Origin of the sequence: Pelagibacterium mangrovi (genome assembly GCF_036662815.1) — a bacterium.
Classification (GTDB): Bacteria; Pseudomonadota; Alphaproteobacteria; order Rhizobiales; family Devosiaceae; genus Pelagibacterium; species Pelagibacterium mangrovi.
In genome coordinates this window covers 239,801-255,219 of the sequence record NZ_JBAFXA010000005.1, presented here as the reverse complement: position 1 = coordinate 255,219, position 15,419 = coordinate 239,801, and the positions used below count along the sequence as shown (strand labels likewise).

At 62.3% G+C, this 15,419-nt stretch carries 14 protein-coding genes and 1 other RNA gene; 7 read left to right on the top strand and 8 right to left on the bottom strand.

Annotated elements, in window-relative coordinates:
* Nucleotides 1-8 precede the first annotated feature (8 nt).
* Nucleotides 9-149 (top strand): hypothetical protein, encoded by a 141-nt coding sequence (locus V4T21_RS10810; RefSeq protein ID WP_332716404.1) that lies wholly within the window; start codon nt 9-11, stop codon nt 147-149.
* 69 nt (nt 150-218) lie between these two features.
* Here the strand turns inward: V4T21_RS10810 and V4T21_RS10805 are convergent, their stop codons facing one another.
* Nucleotides 219-1,145: a 50S ribosomal protein L11 methyltransferase gene (locus V4T21_RS10805; RefSeq protein WP_332716402.1), complete on the bottom strand. Its 927-nt coding sequence runs from the start codon at nt 1,143-1,145 to the stop codon at nt 219-221.
* 70 nt (nt 1,146-1,215) lie between these two features.
* Between V4T21_RS10805 and V4T21_RS10800 the strand changes: the two genes are divergently transcribed.
* Entirely contained in the window at nt 1,216-1,509 is a 294-nt protein-coding gene (locus V4T21_RS10800) for a putative quinol monooxygenase (RefSeq protein WP_332716399.1), read from the top strand.
* Between the two features lie 222 nt (nt 1,510-1,731).
* On the opposite strand, the gene V4T21_RS10795 is transcribed toward V4T21_RS10800, so the two are convergent.
* The 4 genes from V4T21_RS10795 to V4T21_RS10780 all read right to left on the bottom strand — a co-directional run bounded on the left by V4T21_RS10795 (nt 1,732) and on the right by V4T21_RS10780 (nt 5,609).
* Nucleotides 1,732-2,433, bottom strand: a complete 702-nt coding sequence (locus tag V4T21_RS10795; RefSeq protein WP_332716397.1) for an HAD family hydrolase — start codon at nt 2,431-2,433, stop codon at nt 1,732-1,734.
* Nucleotides 2,434-2,474: 41 nt separating this feature from the next.
* Nucleotides 2,475-2,696 (bottom strand): DUF3072 domain-containing protein, encoded by a 222-nt coding sequence (locus V4T21_RS10790; RefSeq protein WP_332716395.1) that lies wholly within the window; start codon nt 2,694-2,696, stop codon nt 2,475-2,477.
* Nucleotides 2,697-2,891: 195 nt separating this feature from the next.
* Nucleotides 2,892-3,212, bottom strand: a complete 321-nt coding sequence (locus V4T21_RS10785) for a heavy metal-binding domain-containing protein (protein WP_332716393.1) — start codon at nt 3,210-3,212, stop codon at nt 2,892-2,894.
* Between the two features lie 72 nt (nt 3,213-3,284).
* The gene (locus V4T21_RS10780; RefSeq protein ID WP_332716391.1) at nt 3,285-5,609 is read right to left on the bottom strand and encodes an ATP-dependent helicase; all 2,325 of its coding nucleotides are present in this window, start codon (nt 5,607-5,609) and stop codon (nt 3,285-3,287) included.
* A gap of 156 nt (nt 5,610-5,765) precedes the next feature.
* Here V4T21_RS10780 and V4T21_RS10775 point away from each other — a divergent pair, with 156 nt between their 5' ends.
* A complete protein-coding gene (locus V4T21_RS10775) occupies nt 5,766-7,958 on the top strand; it encodes an esterase-like activity of phytase family protein (RefSeq protein WP_332716389.1) in 2,193 nt (730 codons plus the stop codon).
* Between the two features lie 306 nt (nt 7,959-8,264).
* On the top strand, nt 8,265-11,918 hold the full coding sequence (locus tag V4T21_RS10770) for an AsmA family protein (protein WP_332716387.1): 3,654 nt from the start codon (nt 8,265-8,267) through the stop codon (nt 11,916-11,918).
* On the opposite strand, the gene V4T21_RS10765 is transcribed toward V4T21_RS10770, so the two are convergent.
* The 3 genes from V4T21_RS10765 to ssrA all read right to left on the bottom strand — a co-directional run bounded on the left by V4T21_RS10765 (nt 11,857) and on the right by ssrA (nt 13,018).
* Nucleotides 11,857-12,084, bottom strand: a complete 228-nt coding sequence (locus tag V4T21_RS10765; protein WP_332716384.1) for a ribbon-helix-helix domain-containing protein — start codon at nt 12,082-12,084, stop codon at nt 11,857-11,859. The two genes, V4T21_RS10770 and V4T21_RS10765, sit on opposite strands and share 62 nt — an antisense overlap.
* 11 nt (nt 12,085-12,095) lie before the next feature.
* Nucleotides 12,096-12,590: an SspB family protein gene (locus tag V4T21_RS10760; RefSeq protein WP_332716381.1), complete on the bottom strand. Its 495-nt coding sequence runs from the start codon at nt 12,588-12,590 to the stop codon at nt 12,096-12,098.
* 74 nt (nt 12,591-12,664) lie between these two features.
* Nucleotides 12,665-13,018, bottom strand: a transfer-messenger RNA (tmRNA) gene (ssrA, locus tag V4T21_RS10755).
* Between the two features lie 73 nt (nt 13,019-13,091).
* On the opposite strand from ssrA, the gene V4T21_RS10750 reads away from it, so the two are divergent.
* The 3 genes from V4T21_RS10750 to V4T21_RS10740 are packed head-to-tail and all read left to right on the top strand — an operon-like array spanning nt 13,092 to nt 15,377.
* Complete coding sequence (locus V4T21_RS10750; RefSeq protein ID WP_332716379.1) at nt 13,092-13,886, top strand: thymidylate synthase; 795 nt, start codon at nt 13,092-13,094, stop codon at nt 13,884-13,886.
* Nucleotides 13,883-14,875: a DUF4424 domain-containing protein gene (locus V4T21_RS10745; RefSeq protein WP_332716377.1), complete on the top strand. Its 993-nt coding sequence runs from the start codon at nt 13,883-13,885 to the stop codon at nt 14,873-14,875. Before V4T21_RS10750 ends, V4T21_RS10745 begins: the two co-directional genes overlap by 4 nt.
* Nucleotides 14,876-14,897: 22 nt before the next feature.
* The gene (locus V4T21_RS10740; RefSeq protein ID WP_332716375.1) at nt 14,898-15,377 is read left to right on the top strand and encodes a hypothetical protein; all 480 of its coding nucleotides are present in this window, start codon (nt 14,898-14,900) and stop codon (nt 15,375-15,377) included.
* The last annotated feature ends 42 nt before the right edge of the window (nt 15,378-15,419 follow it).

Here is a 15,419-nt window from a genome sequence, read left to right as displayed (position 1 = left end):
GAGATGACATGGTTGAAGACAAGAGCTTCTTCCGCAAGGCCCTGGACGCCATGATCGAAGCGCGCAGCCGTGAAGCGGCCCGCCAGGTCGATCGTTATTCGCGGATCTACGGGTGCGACTTCGGGACGTCCAAAAAGGGCACGAACTGAAGTATCGGAGCCTAAAGCTCCTCACACCGTAACGACGAGCCCCACGGCACCCGCCGGCGGGGCTTTTTGTTATGATTTTTCCAGAATCAGCGTCGTCCAATCCTTGCGCACGATGCGGTCCTTGAGCACCATTCCCTGCAAATTATAGGCGGCGATGACGCGCTGGGCCTGGGTGGTGAGCAGACCCGAAAGGATGATGGCGGCGCCCTTGTCGGCGATGCGGCCAATATCGGGCGACAGCGTCACCAGCGGTCCGGCGAGAATGTTAGCGATGACCAGATCGTAGGGCGCGTTGCCCTGGATGGTGGAATGGTCGAGACCGGCGGCATCGACCTCGACGATCAAGTGGCCGACCCCGTTGGCCTTGGCGTTGTCGCGCGTGATGCGCACGGCGAGGGGGTCGATATCGGAGGCGATGACCGGAACCTTGCGCTTCTTGGCCACGGCGATGGCGAGGATGCCCGTGCCGGTTCCCACGTCGATCGGACGGACGGGACGCTTGCGCTTCAATACTTTCTGGATGGCTTCGAGGCACCCTGTGGTGGTCTCGTGATGGCCTGTGCCAAAGGCCTGGGCGGCGTCGATATGGATGGGAATGAGGCCACGCGGAAGGCTGTCGGCGTCATGGCTGCCATAGACGTAAAACCCGCCGGCGGTGACCGGCTTCAATCCCTCGAGCGAGCGCGAGACCCAATCGGCATCGGCATCGATGGGATCGACCGAGAAAGTCACCTCGCCGCCGAGAACCGCCTTGGCGAGCGCCTGGAACGCCGCCATGTCGGGCGGGCTGTCGCAGGTGGCTTCGAAAAACCACTCGCCGGTCTCCTCGTTCTCATGGGCCGAGGCGGTGAGCGCCAGGTCGTCGCGTTCCATGACGGCGTCGACGAGGGCGTAGGCCTGGTCCTTGGTGAGCGGGGTCGAAATCTGGTCCTGGGGCATGGAAAACTCGTCGGTGAGGGCTTGGCGGGTTGTGGGGCCGGTGGCGGGGGAAGTCAACAATCTCGGCGTGACGGGGTGGACATGGGCGGAAAATCGTTCTTTATTTGTTCGCGAAAGGGAGAGCGATATGTATGGTTTGATCGGGCGGATGATTGCCGTGGAGGGGCGGCGCGAGGAACTGCTCGCCATTCTCAAGGAGAGTGTGGGCGACTATATGCCGGGGTGTCACAGCTACATCGTGGCGCGCTGCAAGGAGCATCCCGAGGGGGTGTGGGTCACCGAAGTGTGGGACAATCCGGAAAGCCACAAGGCTTCGCTCGATCTGCAACAGGTGCGCGATGCGATTGCGGCGGCAAAGCCCCTGATCGCCGGGTTCGACAACCGGTTCGAAACCGACCCGGTGGCCGGGATCGGGCTTTAGGCTCAATCGACACTCGGAAGACCCGGGTTTGCGCGACACTGGATTCCGGAAGGCCCTTCGAGCGTAGTTCTCAGGGCGTTCGTGCGCTGTCAAAGCTCCACCGGAGCTTTGACTTCGGCTACACCGAACCGCTTCTCACTCCCGGAATGACAAACTGGGTTTTGGGCCGTGCCTTTGAACTCTGCGCGAGCCTGACGGCGATCCAGCCTTTGGCGCTCGCGGCTAGTCTTTCAGGGCTTCGATCAGGGCGCCCAGTTCGGCCAGGGACCCGATCTTTGTGAAACGCGGCGCGTCGGTGGGTTCGTCGGCCCGTTCGTAATCCCAGGTGAGTTCATGGGGCACATATGTGCCCCAGCCACCGGCTTCGATGGCGGGGAGGACATCGGAGCGGAGCGAATTGCCGACCATCATGGCGTGCGCCGGTCCGTCGCCGTGACGGGAGAAGGCGCGTTCATAGGTGGCGGCGGATTTGTCCGAGACGATCTCGACGGCATCGAAGAAGTCGCCAAGGCCCGATTGGGCCAGCTTGCGTTCCTGATCGAACAGATCGCCCTTGGTGATGAGCACGAGGCGGTGGGTGCCGGTCAGAGCTTCGAGCGTGTCGTGGACGTGAGGCAGGGTCTCGATGGGGTGGCTGAGCATTTCGCGGCCAGCCGAAACGATCCGGCCGATGATTTCGCCCGGCACCTTGCCGTCGGTTACCTCCAGGGCGGTTTCGATCATCGAAAGCGTGAAGCCTTTGATGCCGAAACCGTAATGGGCGAGGTTGCGCTTTTCGGCGTCGAGAAGCCGGGTGGTCAGGTGCTCATGTTCAGCGAAATCGGCCAGGAGCTCGGCGAAGTGCCGCTCGGTCAAGCGGAAGAAATGCTCGTTTTCCCAGAGCGTGTCGTCGGCATCGAAGCCGATGGTGGTGAGTTTCATCATGGCCGGTATTTGCCACGGACGGAACGTTGGCGGTAGTCCTTTCAGCCGTCGAGCTTGCGCTTGAGCAGTTTGATGCGGTTGGCCGCCTCGATGCTGGTGAGATCATCTCCATAGGCATCGAATTCCTCGGCGCGCTGGGAAAGGCACAGCAGTTCGGCGGCTTGCGTGGCCGTCATGGGGCCGTCGCCGGGAATATAATCGTCCCGGTCGGTGCGGAGCGCGTCGGGATTGGCGATGGCGATGCCTGGATGGATATCGGACATGAAGGGACTCCAATTATATGCCGGGAAACGGGTTTTTCCGAGCACGGGTTCCCTCGGAAAAGAAGATGAGGATGCGCGATGCCTGAACCGCCGGTTCGTTGGCCGCGACCTGAACGCAGGTTAATGCGGGAATGGGCAAAAAGCGTGACGGATCAGGGGCTAAGCGCGGCATAATTGCGGCGCGAGCCGGGCACCTCAGCCGAGCTTGACTGCGGTGCCGGAGACCGAGACCATGAGAATGGAGCCCTTGTCGCCCACCACTTCATAATCGAGATCTACGCCCACGACGGCATCGGCGCCCAGGGCACGGGCTTCGTGTTCGAGTTCGGCGATCGCTTCGCGGCGTGCGTCGCGCATGGCGTTTTCATAAGAGCCGGCTCGGCCGCCCACGATGTCGCGGATGCCCGCAAAGAGATCGCGGAAGATGTTGGCGCCGATGATGACCTCTCCCACCACGATTCCCAAATATTCCCGGACCGGACGGCCTTCGAGGACGGCTGTGGTGGTGATGATCATGGGGTTCTCCTTATCCGGCGGGTCGGTGCCGGGCCGTAACGAAGCAAGGCCCCAAGTGGTTGCATGTCCGGTTCAGCCTCGCTTGACGAAGCTGTCGAGAACCTTTTTGGGGCCGGCCTTTTCGAAATCGATCGAGAGCTTGTTGCCTTCGGTGGCCGTTACCGTGCCGTAGCCGAATTTCAGGTGGAAGACACGCTCGCCGACCGAATAGGCGGCGGTGGGGCCCGAGGAGCGGGCGACCAGATCGCCCTCGATCGTCAGGGGGCCGGGGCCCTTGCGCTGGGATTGCTGGCGTTGGGCGCGTTGCCAGCCGGGCGTTTCGTAAACGCTTTCGAACGGGTCTCGCTTGTCGAAGCGGGTGGCGGCGCGGCTGCCATAGGTATAGCCGCCGTAGGAGGAGCCGGTGTCGGTGACCTCGACCACATGGGCCGGCAATTCATCGAGGAAGCGCGAGGGGATGGCCGATTGCCAGAGGCCGTGGATGCGGCGGTTCTGGGCGAGGGATATCCGGCAGCGCTTCCGGGCGCGGGTGATGCCGACATAGGCGAGGCGACGTTCTTCTTCGAGGCCGGCCATGCCGGATTCATCGAGCGAACGCTGATGGGGGAACAGCCCTTCCTCCCAGCCGGGGAGGAAGACGGTATCGAATTCGAGGCCCTTGGCTGAATGGAGCGTCATGATGGAAACCGCGTCTCCGCCTTCGCCGGAATCGCGGTCCATGACCAGGGCGATATGTTCGAGGAAGCCGTTCAGATTTTCGAACTCTTCCATGGAGCGGACGAGTTCCTTGAGGTTTTCGAGCCGGCCCGGCGCGTCGGCGGATTTGTCGTTCTGCCACATGGCGGTGTAGCCGGATTCATCGAGAATCTGCTCGGCTAATTCGTGGTGGGGGATGGTGCGCAGCCGATCGGCCCAATCGTCGATCTGGCGGACGAGTTCGCGGAAGGTGGAACGCTGTTTGGGCTTGAGCTCTTCGGTTTCGACCAGATCGCGGATGGCGGCCAATAGCGGGATGTTGGCGGCGCGGGCGGTATCGTGGACGATCTGAAGCGTTGCGTCGCCCAGGCCGCGCTTGGGGACGTTGACGATGCGCTCGAACGCCAAATCGTCGGCCGGTTGGGCGACTATGCGCAGATAGGCCAGCGCGTCGCGGATTTCCTTGCGTTCGTAAAAGCGCGGGCCGCCGATGACGCGGTAGTTGAGACCAAGCGTGATGAAGCGCTCTTCGAACTCGCGCATCTGGAACGAGGCGCGCACGAGGATGGCCATGTCGTCGAGATTGTCGCCCTCGCGCTGGTATTGTTCGATCTGTTCGCCGATCTGGCGCGCTTCTTCTTCGCTGTCCCAGACCGAGGTTACGGAGAGTTTTTCACCTTCTTCTCCAACGTCGGTCTGTAACGTCTTGCCCAGGCGGGATTCATTGTTGGCGATGAGGTGCGAGGCGGCGGAGAGGATATTGGAGGTCGAGCGGTAGTTGCGTTCGAGCTTGATGATTTTCGCGCCGGGAAAGTCCTTTTCGAAGCGCAGGATGTTGTCGACCTCGGCGCCGCGCCAGCCATAGATGGACTGGTCGTCGTCGCCCACCACGCAGATGTTGGCGGACGTCTTGCCATCGCGGCTCTGGGCGAGAAGGCGGAGCCAGAGATATTGGGCGGTGTTGGAATCCTGATATTCGTCGACCAGCATGTAGCGGAAACGGTCGTGATATTCGGCGAGCACTTCGGCATTTTCCTTGAACAGCCTTATGCCTTCGAGCAGCAAATCGCCGAAATCGGCGGCGTTCAGGGTTTTGAGACGGGCCTGATAATCGGCGTAGATCTTCTGTCCCTTGCCATTGGCGAAATAGCCGGCGTCGGCAGGGGAGATGTCTTTGGGCAGCAGGCCGCGGTTTTTCCAATTGTCGAGCATGCCGGCGAACTGGCGGGCCGGCCAGCGCTTCTCGTCGATGTTTTCGGCCGAGAGAAGTTGCTTGATGAGACGTATCTGATCGTCGGTATCGAGGATGGTGAAATCGGGGCGCAGGCCGACCAACTCGGCATGACGGCGGATGATGCGCGCGCCGATGGAGTGGAAGGTGCCCAGCCAGGGCATGCCCTCGACCGAGGCGCCGACCAGCTTGCCGATCCGGTCCTTCATCTCGCGGGCGGCCTTGTTGGTGAATGTCACCGCCAGAATCTGCCCGCCACGCGCCTTGCGGGAGGCGAGGATGTGGGCGATGCGGGTGGTCAGAACGCGTGTCTTGCCGGTGCCGGCCCCGGCGAGAACCAGAAGCGGCCCTTCCGTGGTTTCCACCGCCTCGCGCTGTTCGGCGTTCAGCCCAGCGAGATAGCCCGGTTCGCGCGGGGCGAACTGGGACGTGATGGGGCCTTGCGGGCGATGTGGTGGAACTGCCGACATACTGACTTGACGAATCTCTTTTTGTTCTCCTGCCGAATATATAGGCGCGATGGGGCCAAAAGTATATCCACAGCGCCAAATCGGGCTGTCACAGAAGTGTTGCCTAGGGGGCCTATCACGCCAGCCGTGAACATCTCACGCCTTACGGGGGACCCCATGAACAAATCCGTTCTGCTTGCCGCCATCGCGACAGGGCTTCTGGCCAGCGCGGCCGTACCGGCCAGCGCGCAGACCTATTTCAACCGCATCGCCAGCTTCCCGGTGGCGCTCAACACGCCCGATATCGAAGCCGAGGAAAATTCGGCCGAAATCATCACCGCCACCGAAGACGGCATGACGCTGGTTTATTCCAATGCGCTGCTGGGCGGCGTCGGGTTCATCGACATCACCGATCCGGCCAATCCGCAGCCGGGTGGCTTCGTTGAACTCGAAGGCGGCCCGACTTCGGTTTCGGTGATCGGCAACAAGGCTCTGGTGAGCGTCGACACCACCGAGGATTTCACCGCGCCGACCGGCTATCTGGCCGTTATCGATATCGAGACGCTTGAAGTCGAATCCGAATGCGATCTGGGCGGCCAGCCCGACGCGATCGCCCGCAATGCCGATGGATCGCTGATCGCCATCTCGATGGAAAACCAGCGTGACGAAGACTTCAACGACGGCGTTATTCCGCAGCTTCCCAGCGGCAACGTCACCTTCCTTGACGTCACCGACGGCACGCCCGATTGCGGCACCCTGCGCGTGACCGAACTGGCCGGGCTTGCCGATGTGGCCGGTGAAGACGCCGAGCCCGAATATACCGATTTCAACAGCGCCAACGAACTTGCCGTGACGCTGCAGGAAAACAACTACATCGTCGTCATCGACGGCCCGAGCGGCGAAGTGATCAACCACTTCTCGGCCGGTTCGACCGACCTTGCCGGCATCGACACCGAGGAAGACGGCCAGCTCTCCTTCACCGACAGCATCGAGGGCGCGCTGCGTGAGCCCGATGCCATCCAGTGGCTGGACGACGACCGGTTCGTCATCGCCAATGAAGGCGACTATGAAGGCGGTTCGCGCGGCTTCACCATCTTCAACAAGGACGGCACCGAGCTTTACGAGAGCGGCCCGTCGATGGAGTACATTTCCGCGCAGCTCGGCCATTATCCCGAAGGGCGTTCGGATGCCAAGGGCATCGAGCCCGAAGGCATGGAAGTGGGCTTCTGGGAAGACGAAACGCTGATCTTCGTCAACCAGGAACGCGCTTCGCTGGTCGCAATCTACCGCGATACGGGCGCCGAGCCGGAATACATCCAGTCGCTCCCCTCGGGCATCGGGCCTGAAGGTGCGCTGGCGATCCCTGCGCGCAACCTCTATGTCACCGCCAACGAAACCGACGTTTCCGCCGATGGCGGCGCTCCCGCGCACGTCATGATCTTCGAGCGTCAGGACGTGGAAGCGCCTGATTATCCGCAGATCATGTCGGCCATGAACGACGATGGCACGCCGATCGGCTGGGCCGCCCTTTCGGGCCTTGTGGCCGATGCGGAAGAAGCCGGCAAGCTCTATGCCGTGTCCGACTCCTTCTTCTCGATCATGCCCACGATCTATACGATCGACGCGACGCAGACCCCGGCGATGATCACCGAAGCGCGTCTCGTGACCCGTGACGGCGCCGCTGCCGAGGCACTCGATCTCGAAGGCATCGCGCTCGATGGTGAAGGCGGATTCTGGCTGGCGTCGGAAGGCGACAGCGAGGAAGAAATCCCGCACGCTCTCTACCACGTCGATGCCGAGGGTGCGATCGTCGAGGAAGTGATGTTCCCCGAAGCGCTTCTGGCCAACCAAACCCGCTCCGCGTCCGAAGGCGTTTCCGCCATCGGCGAAGGTGACGATATGGTGCTCTGGATCGCGATCCAGCGCGAATGGGGCGACGATCCCGAAGGCATGGTGAAGCTGGTTTCATACCAGCCCTCGACCGGCGAATGGGGTGCGGTGCACTATCCGCTCGAAGCCCCGGCCGAAGGTGCCTGGGTTGGCCTGTCGGAAATCACCATCCACGGCGACTACGCTTATATCGTCGAGCGTGACAACCAGATCGCTGCCAATGCGCAGCTCAAGAAGCTCTACCGCGTGCCGGTCGCCGAACTGGTCGGGGCCGAGCTCGGTTCGGACCTGCCGGTGGTCAGCAAGGAAGAAGTCCGCGACTTCATTCCGGACCTTCTGGCGCTCAACGGCTATGTGCTCGACAAGGTCGAAGGCTTTGCCATCGATGCCGCCGGCGAAGGCTGGGTCGTCACCGACAATGACGGCGTGGACGACAGCTCGGGTGAGACCAATTTCTGGTCGATCGGCACTGTCGAATAAACTTCCGTTTCCATAGGACACGGAAAAAAGGGGTCGGGCCAAAGCCCGGCCCTTTTTCTTGGTCAGGATGTGAAAATCTCGCCGCCACAATGGTTAAGCCGGGTGACGCGGTGGATTGTTATGCCTAATGTTCGCACGGATATGCCCAGCTTCAGGTGATGGCGGGCTGCAAATGGCTTCTTTCTGCGCTTCCGGTACTCACGTACTCAAAGTACGCTCCGTTCCGGTTCTCGAAAGCCACCATTTTCGCCGCGTCCTCACCTGAATCTCGACACATCGGTATTCAACGCAAGGGTTCTCCGGGCTTTGGCCAACCGCATCTACATTGCCATCGGGTTGATCGCGATCCTCATTATGGGTGGGGCTTTCGTCATTCCGTGGTTTATCGACTGGAACGCCTATAAGCCCCGGATGGAGCAGATGGCGGCCGAAGCGCTGGGGATCGAAGTCGAAATCGCCGGGGACATGGAATTCACCCTGTTGCCCCAGCCGCGCCTGCATTTCGAGAATGCCCGGCTGGGGCCCGCCGATGCGCCGGTGGGCGCGGCGCGGCTGGTCGAGGCCGATTTCTCGCTGATGGATTTCCTGCGCGACCGGTTCACCGTCACCCAGTTGCGGCTGACCGAACCCGAACTCAATCTGGTGATCGGCGAGGACGGCGAACTGCAAACGCCAATCGCGCTGGCGCAGGACCCGACGGTGTCCAACGTCTCAATCGCCAATGCGCGCTTCGACGACGGCACTCTGCGCCTGACCGACATGCGCAGCGGAGAAGCCTGGGAGGCGCAGGGATTTACCGGCGACATGCAGCTCACCGCCATTCGCGGCCCGTTCGCGCTGGAGGGGCAGGCCAGCCATGAAGGGACCCGCTATGCCGTTCGGGTCGGGACGTCGACCATCAATGCGGATGGGGACATGCAGATCAACGGCTTCGTGCGGCCGCTGGATGGGCGGTTTTCGGTTGCGGTCGATGGGCTTGTGGAAACCGGAGATGTCCCGCGGCTGACGGGGGCATTGACCTATCGTCAGGCTCCCTTGACGCAGGGCGATGCGGCGGTTGGCGCGCTGGTGCTGAGCAGCCCCATAACCGCCGATACCAATTCGATCCGGCTCGAGGAATTCACGCTGCTTCCCGATGAAAACCAGACAGCGACGCGCCTGACGGGCGAGGCAGCGGTGACGCTGGGCGCCGAACCGGCCTTCGATGCCACCGTCTCGGGGGGCGTTGTGACGCTGCAGGCCAATTCGCTGGCCGATGAGGGCGCGCAGCCGTTCGAGATTGTCAGACTGCTGCGCGGCATGCCAGAGCCGGTGATCCCGCCACTACCGGGGCGGATCGATATGTCGATCAACGAACTCGTGGTACGCGGCATTTCGGTGCGTGATGTCAGCCTCGACGCTTCGAGCGATGGCGAACTCTGGGCCATCGAGGAATTTTCCGGTCGGCTGGCGGGCGATACGACGCTCAAGCTCACCGGATCGCTGGGCCGTGGGGCGGGATGGCCGGCGTTCGAAGGTACGCTGGCGATGGCATCCTCGCGGCTCGACGCGCTGTCGCTGCTTTGGTCGCGGCCGGAGGAGGGCAACCCGCTGTTCGGGATTTCGGGTTCGCTCAACAGCAATGTGCAATTGGTCAACGACCGGTTGCGGCTGGAAAACGGAATTCTCGTCGTCGACGATACGGCACATACGGTTTCGGGCACCATGCGCTTTGGCGAGGCGCCCTCGCTTGAGCTCGCAGCGAACCTTTCGGCGCTCAATGGCCGGCAGAGCGCGGCGTTTCGTGCGCTGTTGCCGCCGATCGAACCTTCGGGTGCCTTTGGATTGAGCTTTCCCGAAGGCCGGCTCGATATCGATTTGGAAGCCGCGCAGCTTGGCGGGCAGGCGGTGAGCGGGCTTTCGCTGCGCTCGGCATGGAATGGTGCGGGAGTGACGGTCGAAGATCTCGACGTTCAATCCTTCGGAGGCATAGGTTTTTCAGGGAATGGGGCGCTATCGGGCACGATGGCGGCGCCGGTTGTCGTCGCCAATGGCGATCTCGACGTTGCCGCCGGTGCGCGGGCGCTCGACGCGGTGTTCGGCACCGCCCAGGCGGGAAATCCGGTGCGGCAGGCGATTATGGGAAGTTTGCCGGCGCAATTGGCGCTTGCGCTGGAGTCTCCGGGGCGCGATGGCATGCAATCCATGTCGCTCGCGGGTATGGCCGGGGCGGCGGAAATTTCCGTGGGGCTGGAAATGACCGGCGGGATTGCGGGGCTCGGGCGCGAAAATCTGGGCATCTCGATCGAGGCGGCAGCCGATAGCGGTGCGGCGATGCTCGAACAGGTGGGGCTCGCGCCGTTGATACCGGGAACCGACGGAGCCATTGCCAGCGTGCGGCTGGATGGAAATCCGCGCGGCAATATGGAGGCCGAGCTTTCGCTTGAAGGCGGCGGGGAGCGGATCGATTTTTCGGGAACGCTGGTGCTTTCCGATCTCGCTTCGATCCGGGGGCAGGGGCAGACCTCGTTTCTGTTTGCCGACGGCGCGGCGCTGGCCGAATTGGCCGGGGCGCAGGGAGTGTGGTTTCCCGCGCTGGAAGGGCAGGCCGATATCGGCTTTGTGGGTTCGGAAAGCGTGCGGCTGTCCGAGATCACGGCCTTTGCCGGGGACAGGTCGGTGCAAGGTGAGCTGACGTTTTCGGCGCAGCGGAACGCCGCTCTGGTCAACGGATCGCTGGCTTTGGATGCTGTCGATGTGGAAACGCTGGCGGCCATGCTGGCGGGGCCGGCGGGCGTGCTCAATCTTTCTGACGGCCTTTGGCCGGATGGGCCGATCGACCTTGGCGGCGCTCCGCGCGCGACGCGGGGACGGATCGCGGTGACGGCGCCGGTGTTGATGGCTGGCGAGCAGCGGCTGATCGAAGCACTGGCGTTCGATTATGCCTGGAGCGAAGAGGATGTGGGGCTGCGGGGACTGTTCGGCGAATTCGGCGGCGGCACGGTGCAGCTCGACGCAACGGCGTGTTGCGCTTCGGCGCTGCCCGACAAAAGCGTTACCGGGCGGCTGACGCTCAACGGGGTGGCGCTGGACGCCATTTTGCCGCAAAGCCCCTCCGATGCGCTGGGCGGGACGTTGACGCTGGGGACCCAGTTCCAGGGCAGCGGCGACAGCTATCGCGCGCTGGCTGCTTCGCTCAATGGCGAGGGGAGCTTTTCGGTTTCCGATGTGCGGATCGAGGGTTTGTCACCGGCGGCGTTCGATGCGGCGGCGGATGTGGACAATCTGGTCGAGATCGCGCCCGATGCGCTGGAAACACTGGTGGCGACGGCGCTCGATTCCGGACCGTTCCTTGCCGACGATGCCGGCGGGTTGGTGAGCCTGATCGGCGGAAATGCGCGCATTTCCAATATCGCTATCGATGGCGACGGGGCCCGATTGGTGGGCGGGGGGAGCCTCGGGCTGGAAACGGGGGAACTCGACGCAAACTGGACGTTGGCGCTGACCCGGGCGTTGACCGGCAATGGACTGATCACCGAAACCACCGGGCGGATCGGGGTCGGTGTGGACGGCACGCTGTTTGCGCCGGAACGGGCGCTCGACCTGGGGCCGATGGTCGATGCCATTCAGATGCGGGCCTATGAGATCGAGTTGGACGAACTCGAAGCGCTGCGGGCCGAGCAGGAAGCGCGGCAGCGGGCGGCGGCCGAAGAGCAGGCACGGCTGATGGAGGAAGAGGCGCGGCGGCAGGCTGAATTGCTGTTGCAGCAACAGCAGGAAGAAGCCGAGCGCCTGCGGCTGGAAGCCGAACAGCAGCGGCTTGAAGAGATCGAACAGCAATTGAGTGGTCCGGCCGCCGCGCCGTCCTCGCCCCTTACCTCGCCGAGCCCTTCGGTGACCGTCTTCGACGCTCCGCCATTCAATTTCGACCTGTCGCCGCCTCCGAACGGGCCTGGTACCAGACCAATACCGCAACTCTGATGGACGAGGATAGGTTCGTGTCCTGCCGCTGCTCGTCGATTTCGGCGATCAGGGTGGGCAGGGACATGTCGCGCTCGGCGGCGATGGCTTCGAGCGCGGTCCAGAACTGGGGTTCGAGCGCAATTGACGTGCGGTGGCCCGCAATGGTGAGCGAGCGCTTACGCACTGAAAACGTTCTTATTTTTTTCGGAAGGAATCGAGGCTGACGACCTTTTCGCCGCCGCCTTCGGGGGCAGGTTCGTCATCGTCATTGGGGGCGTCTTGTGCATCGTCAACCTCATCGGAGACCGCCACGGGGCCGGTGCCCGGCTGGGCTTCGGCAACCTCGAACTGGAGGCCGAACTGAACGGAGGGGTCGAAGAAACCCTTGATGGCCGAGAAGGGGATGTAGAGAATTTCGTTAATGCCATCAAAGGACAAGCCGACTTCGAAGCCGGTTTCGGTGACCTTGAGATCCCAGAACTGGTTCTGGAGAACGATGGTCATTTCCTTGTCGTACTGGCCGAGCAGCTTTTGGCTCAGGCGGACGCCAGGGGCTTGAGTTACAAAGGAAATAAAGAAGTGATGGTCGCCGGGAAGGCCGGTGCGGGCGACTTCGGAGAGGACTTTCCGGACGACGCCGCGCAGGGCTTCCTGGGCCAGAATGTCGTAGCGGATATGGTCCTGTGCCATCGATGGCGGCTCCCGAGTGCAGAATCTGAAGGGGCATAACAGCCCCAATTCGCGAGATATTTCAAGGGAAAAGGAATGCAGGCTTCTGTTGCCAGGTGCCTGCGGACCCCGCCTGATTCCTGCTACAGAATCAGGGCTTTAATTCGAGGTATCGCGCCGCATTACGCAGCGAGACGTGCCTCAGCATAGTTGTCGTTGGCAACTATAATTGTAGCCCGATAACGGTGGTACAATGCCGAGCGAAAGAACACCTTTTACGCCCTCGTCGATCCTGTTTCGCCCCCATAAGCCTCTGAAACCAGAGGGAAATTTGGTGGAGGCGCCGGGTACTGCCCCCGGGTCCGATGGGTTTATTACGATGACAGTTTATCGCCATAGCCGTTGCCGGCACGCTCAATATAGGGACCTTGCGCCGCGATGAAAAGGGGGCTCAACATATCGGTGGGAAGCGGTGCAATGTTGAGGGTATTGAACGGGTAGAATCACGGTATTGAACGAGTCATGAAGCAATATCTCGATCTTATGCGTCACGTGATGGAAAACGGGGTCGACCGGGCCGACCGGACCGGCACCGGCACGCGTTCCGTTTTCGGCTACCAGATGCGGTTCGACCTCGCCGATGGCTTCCCGCTGCTGACGACCAAAAAGCTCCATATCCGATCCATCGTCTATGAACTGCTCTGGTTTCTGCGCGGGGACACAAATGTGCGCTGGCTGCAGGAACGGGGGGTGAAGATCTGGGACGAGTGGGCCGACGAGAACGGCGACCTCGGGCCGGTCTATGGCAGCCAGTGGCGGAGCTGGCCGGCGCCGGACGGGCGGCACATCGACCAGATTTCCAATCTCGTCAGCCAGATCAAGACCAAGCCCGATTCGCGGCGGCACATCGTTTCGGCCTGGAACCCGGCGGAAGTGGATGAGATGGCGCTGCCGCCATGCCACTGCCTGTTCCAGTTCTACGTGGCCGATGGCAAATTGTCGTGCCAGCTCTACCAGCGTTCGGCGGACATTTTCCTCGGCGTGCCGTTCAACATCGCCTCCTATGCGCTGCTGACGCATATGATGGCGGAGGTGACGGGGCTGGAGGTGGGCGATTTCGTCCACACCTTCGGGGACGCGCATATCTACCACAATCATTTCGAGCAGGCGCAGACGCAATTGGCGCGCACACCCAAGGCGCTGCCGCGGCTGGAGATCAGGACCAAGCGGAGCTCGATCTTCGATTTCGAGTTCGAGGATTTCGAGATCGTGGATTACGATCCAGAACCTCACATCAAGGCACCGGTGGCGGTATGAGGCTGAGGGCGGCAGTTGCGATAGCGGCGGGGCTGGCTGCCCCGGTCTGGGCCAACGATACGACGGCGACGATCGGCGTGGGCGGTCTGGAGTTCGTCCAGAACCACAATGTGCGGATGGTTTCCGAGGACCTCTATCTGTCAATGGAGGAAGTTCGGGTGGTCTATCGGTTCGAGAACCTGACCGATAGCGACCAGAGCGTGATGGTCGCGTTTCCCATGCCCGACATGCAATCCGATTTCTATTCGGACCAGGGATATCCGACTGACGATCCGGACAACATCTTTGGATTTTCCACCCTGTTCGACGGCGAGCCGGTGGACGCGCAATTGCACCAATCGGCGTTCGTCCTGGGCGTCGACCGCACCAAGGACCTCACCAGGCTCGACATTCCGCTGACGCCGCAGGCGATCGGGACCGATGCAGCGCTCAACGCGCTCGACGCCGACGATCTGGCCCATCTCGAACATATCGGCGCGGTGGTCAATTGGGGCGGGGAGGGCGACAATGCCTATTACTATCCGGCCTGGACGCTGAAATCGGCCTATGTGTGGGATGCGGTGTTTCCGGCCGGGGAAACAGTGACGGTGGAACATCGCTATACGCCCGGGCTGGGCGGCACCGTGGCGACGACGTTTCTGGACGATGACGAGGACTATTCGACGCGCGGAGCTTACGAGACCCGCTATTGCCTCGATGACAGTTTCGTCGCGGCGGTCGAGCGCAATCTGACCGATCCCAACGATTTGTGGTCGGCACCCTATACGGAAACCTGGCTCGAATACGTGCTGTCGAGCGGCGCCAATTGGGCCAATTCGATCGGCACGTTCCGGCTGGTGGTGGACAAGGGCGATCCGGACAATCTCGTGTCGTTCTGCGGCGAGGGCGTGACCAAGACGGGGCCGACCACGTTCGAAATGGTTCACGAGGACTTCGTCCCGTGGGAGGATATCGAGGTGTTGTTCCTGGTGCGCAGGCCCGATGAGTGATCGGGCGGGGTGAGGTGGCTTCATGTCGACCGGCTCGGTAGCGCTCGTTCCACGTCCAACTGGCTTTGTTCCCGCCCCCGAGCGAATTGAAGCCGGCGTGGCCTTGCTTGAGGCGACCGCCGCCGGGGCGGTGCGGGTTGTCCGTCATCGCGGCATCGAGCTTTTCGATTGCGGCGAAAATTTCAGCGGCGTGCTGTGCCCGCATTGCGGCGCGGAAATCGATGATTCCCGGTGGGGAGACATGATGAGCGCCGACTATGTCGCCACTTCCAAGAGCTCCTTGCCGGATGAAGGCGAGACCGGATTTCAGTTGAAAGCCTTTGCCCTGCCGTGTTGCGGGAAGACCGCGTCGGTGGATCAATTGGCTTATCGCTGGCCCATGGCCTTCGGGCGGTTCGGGCTGGTCATCGAGCGCCGGGATGCGGTGCCGGGCGATGGCGATCTGGAACGGCTGGAGGCAGCGCTGGGGTGCGAGCTGACAATGGTGGAGGGGCATTGGTAGCGGCGCGTGGGGGGAGTTCGCGTTTGTTTTTCAAGGTGGAAT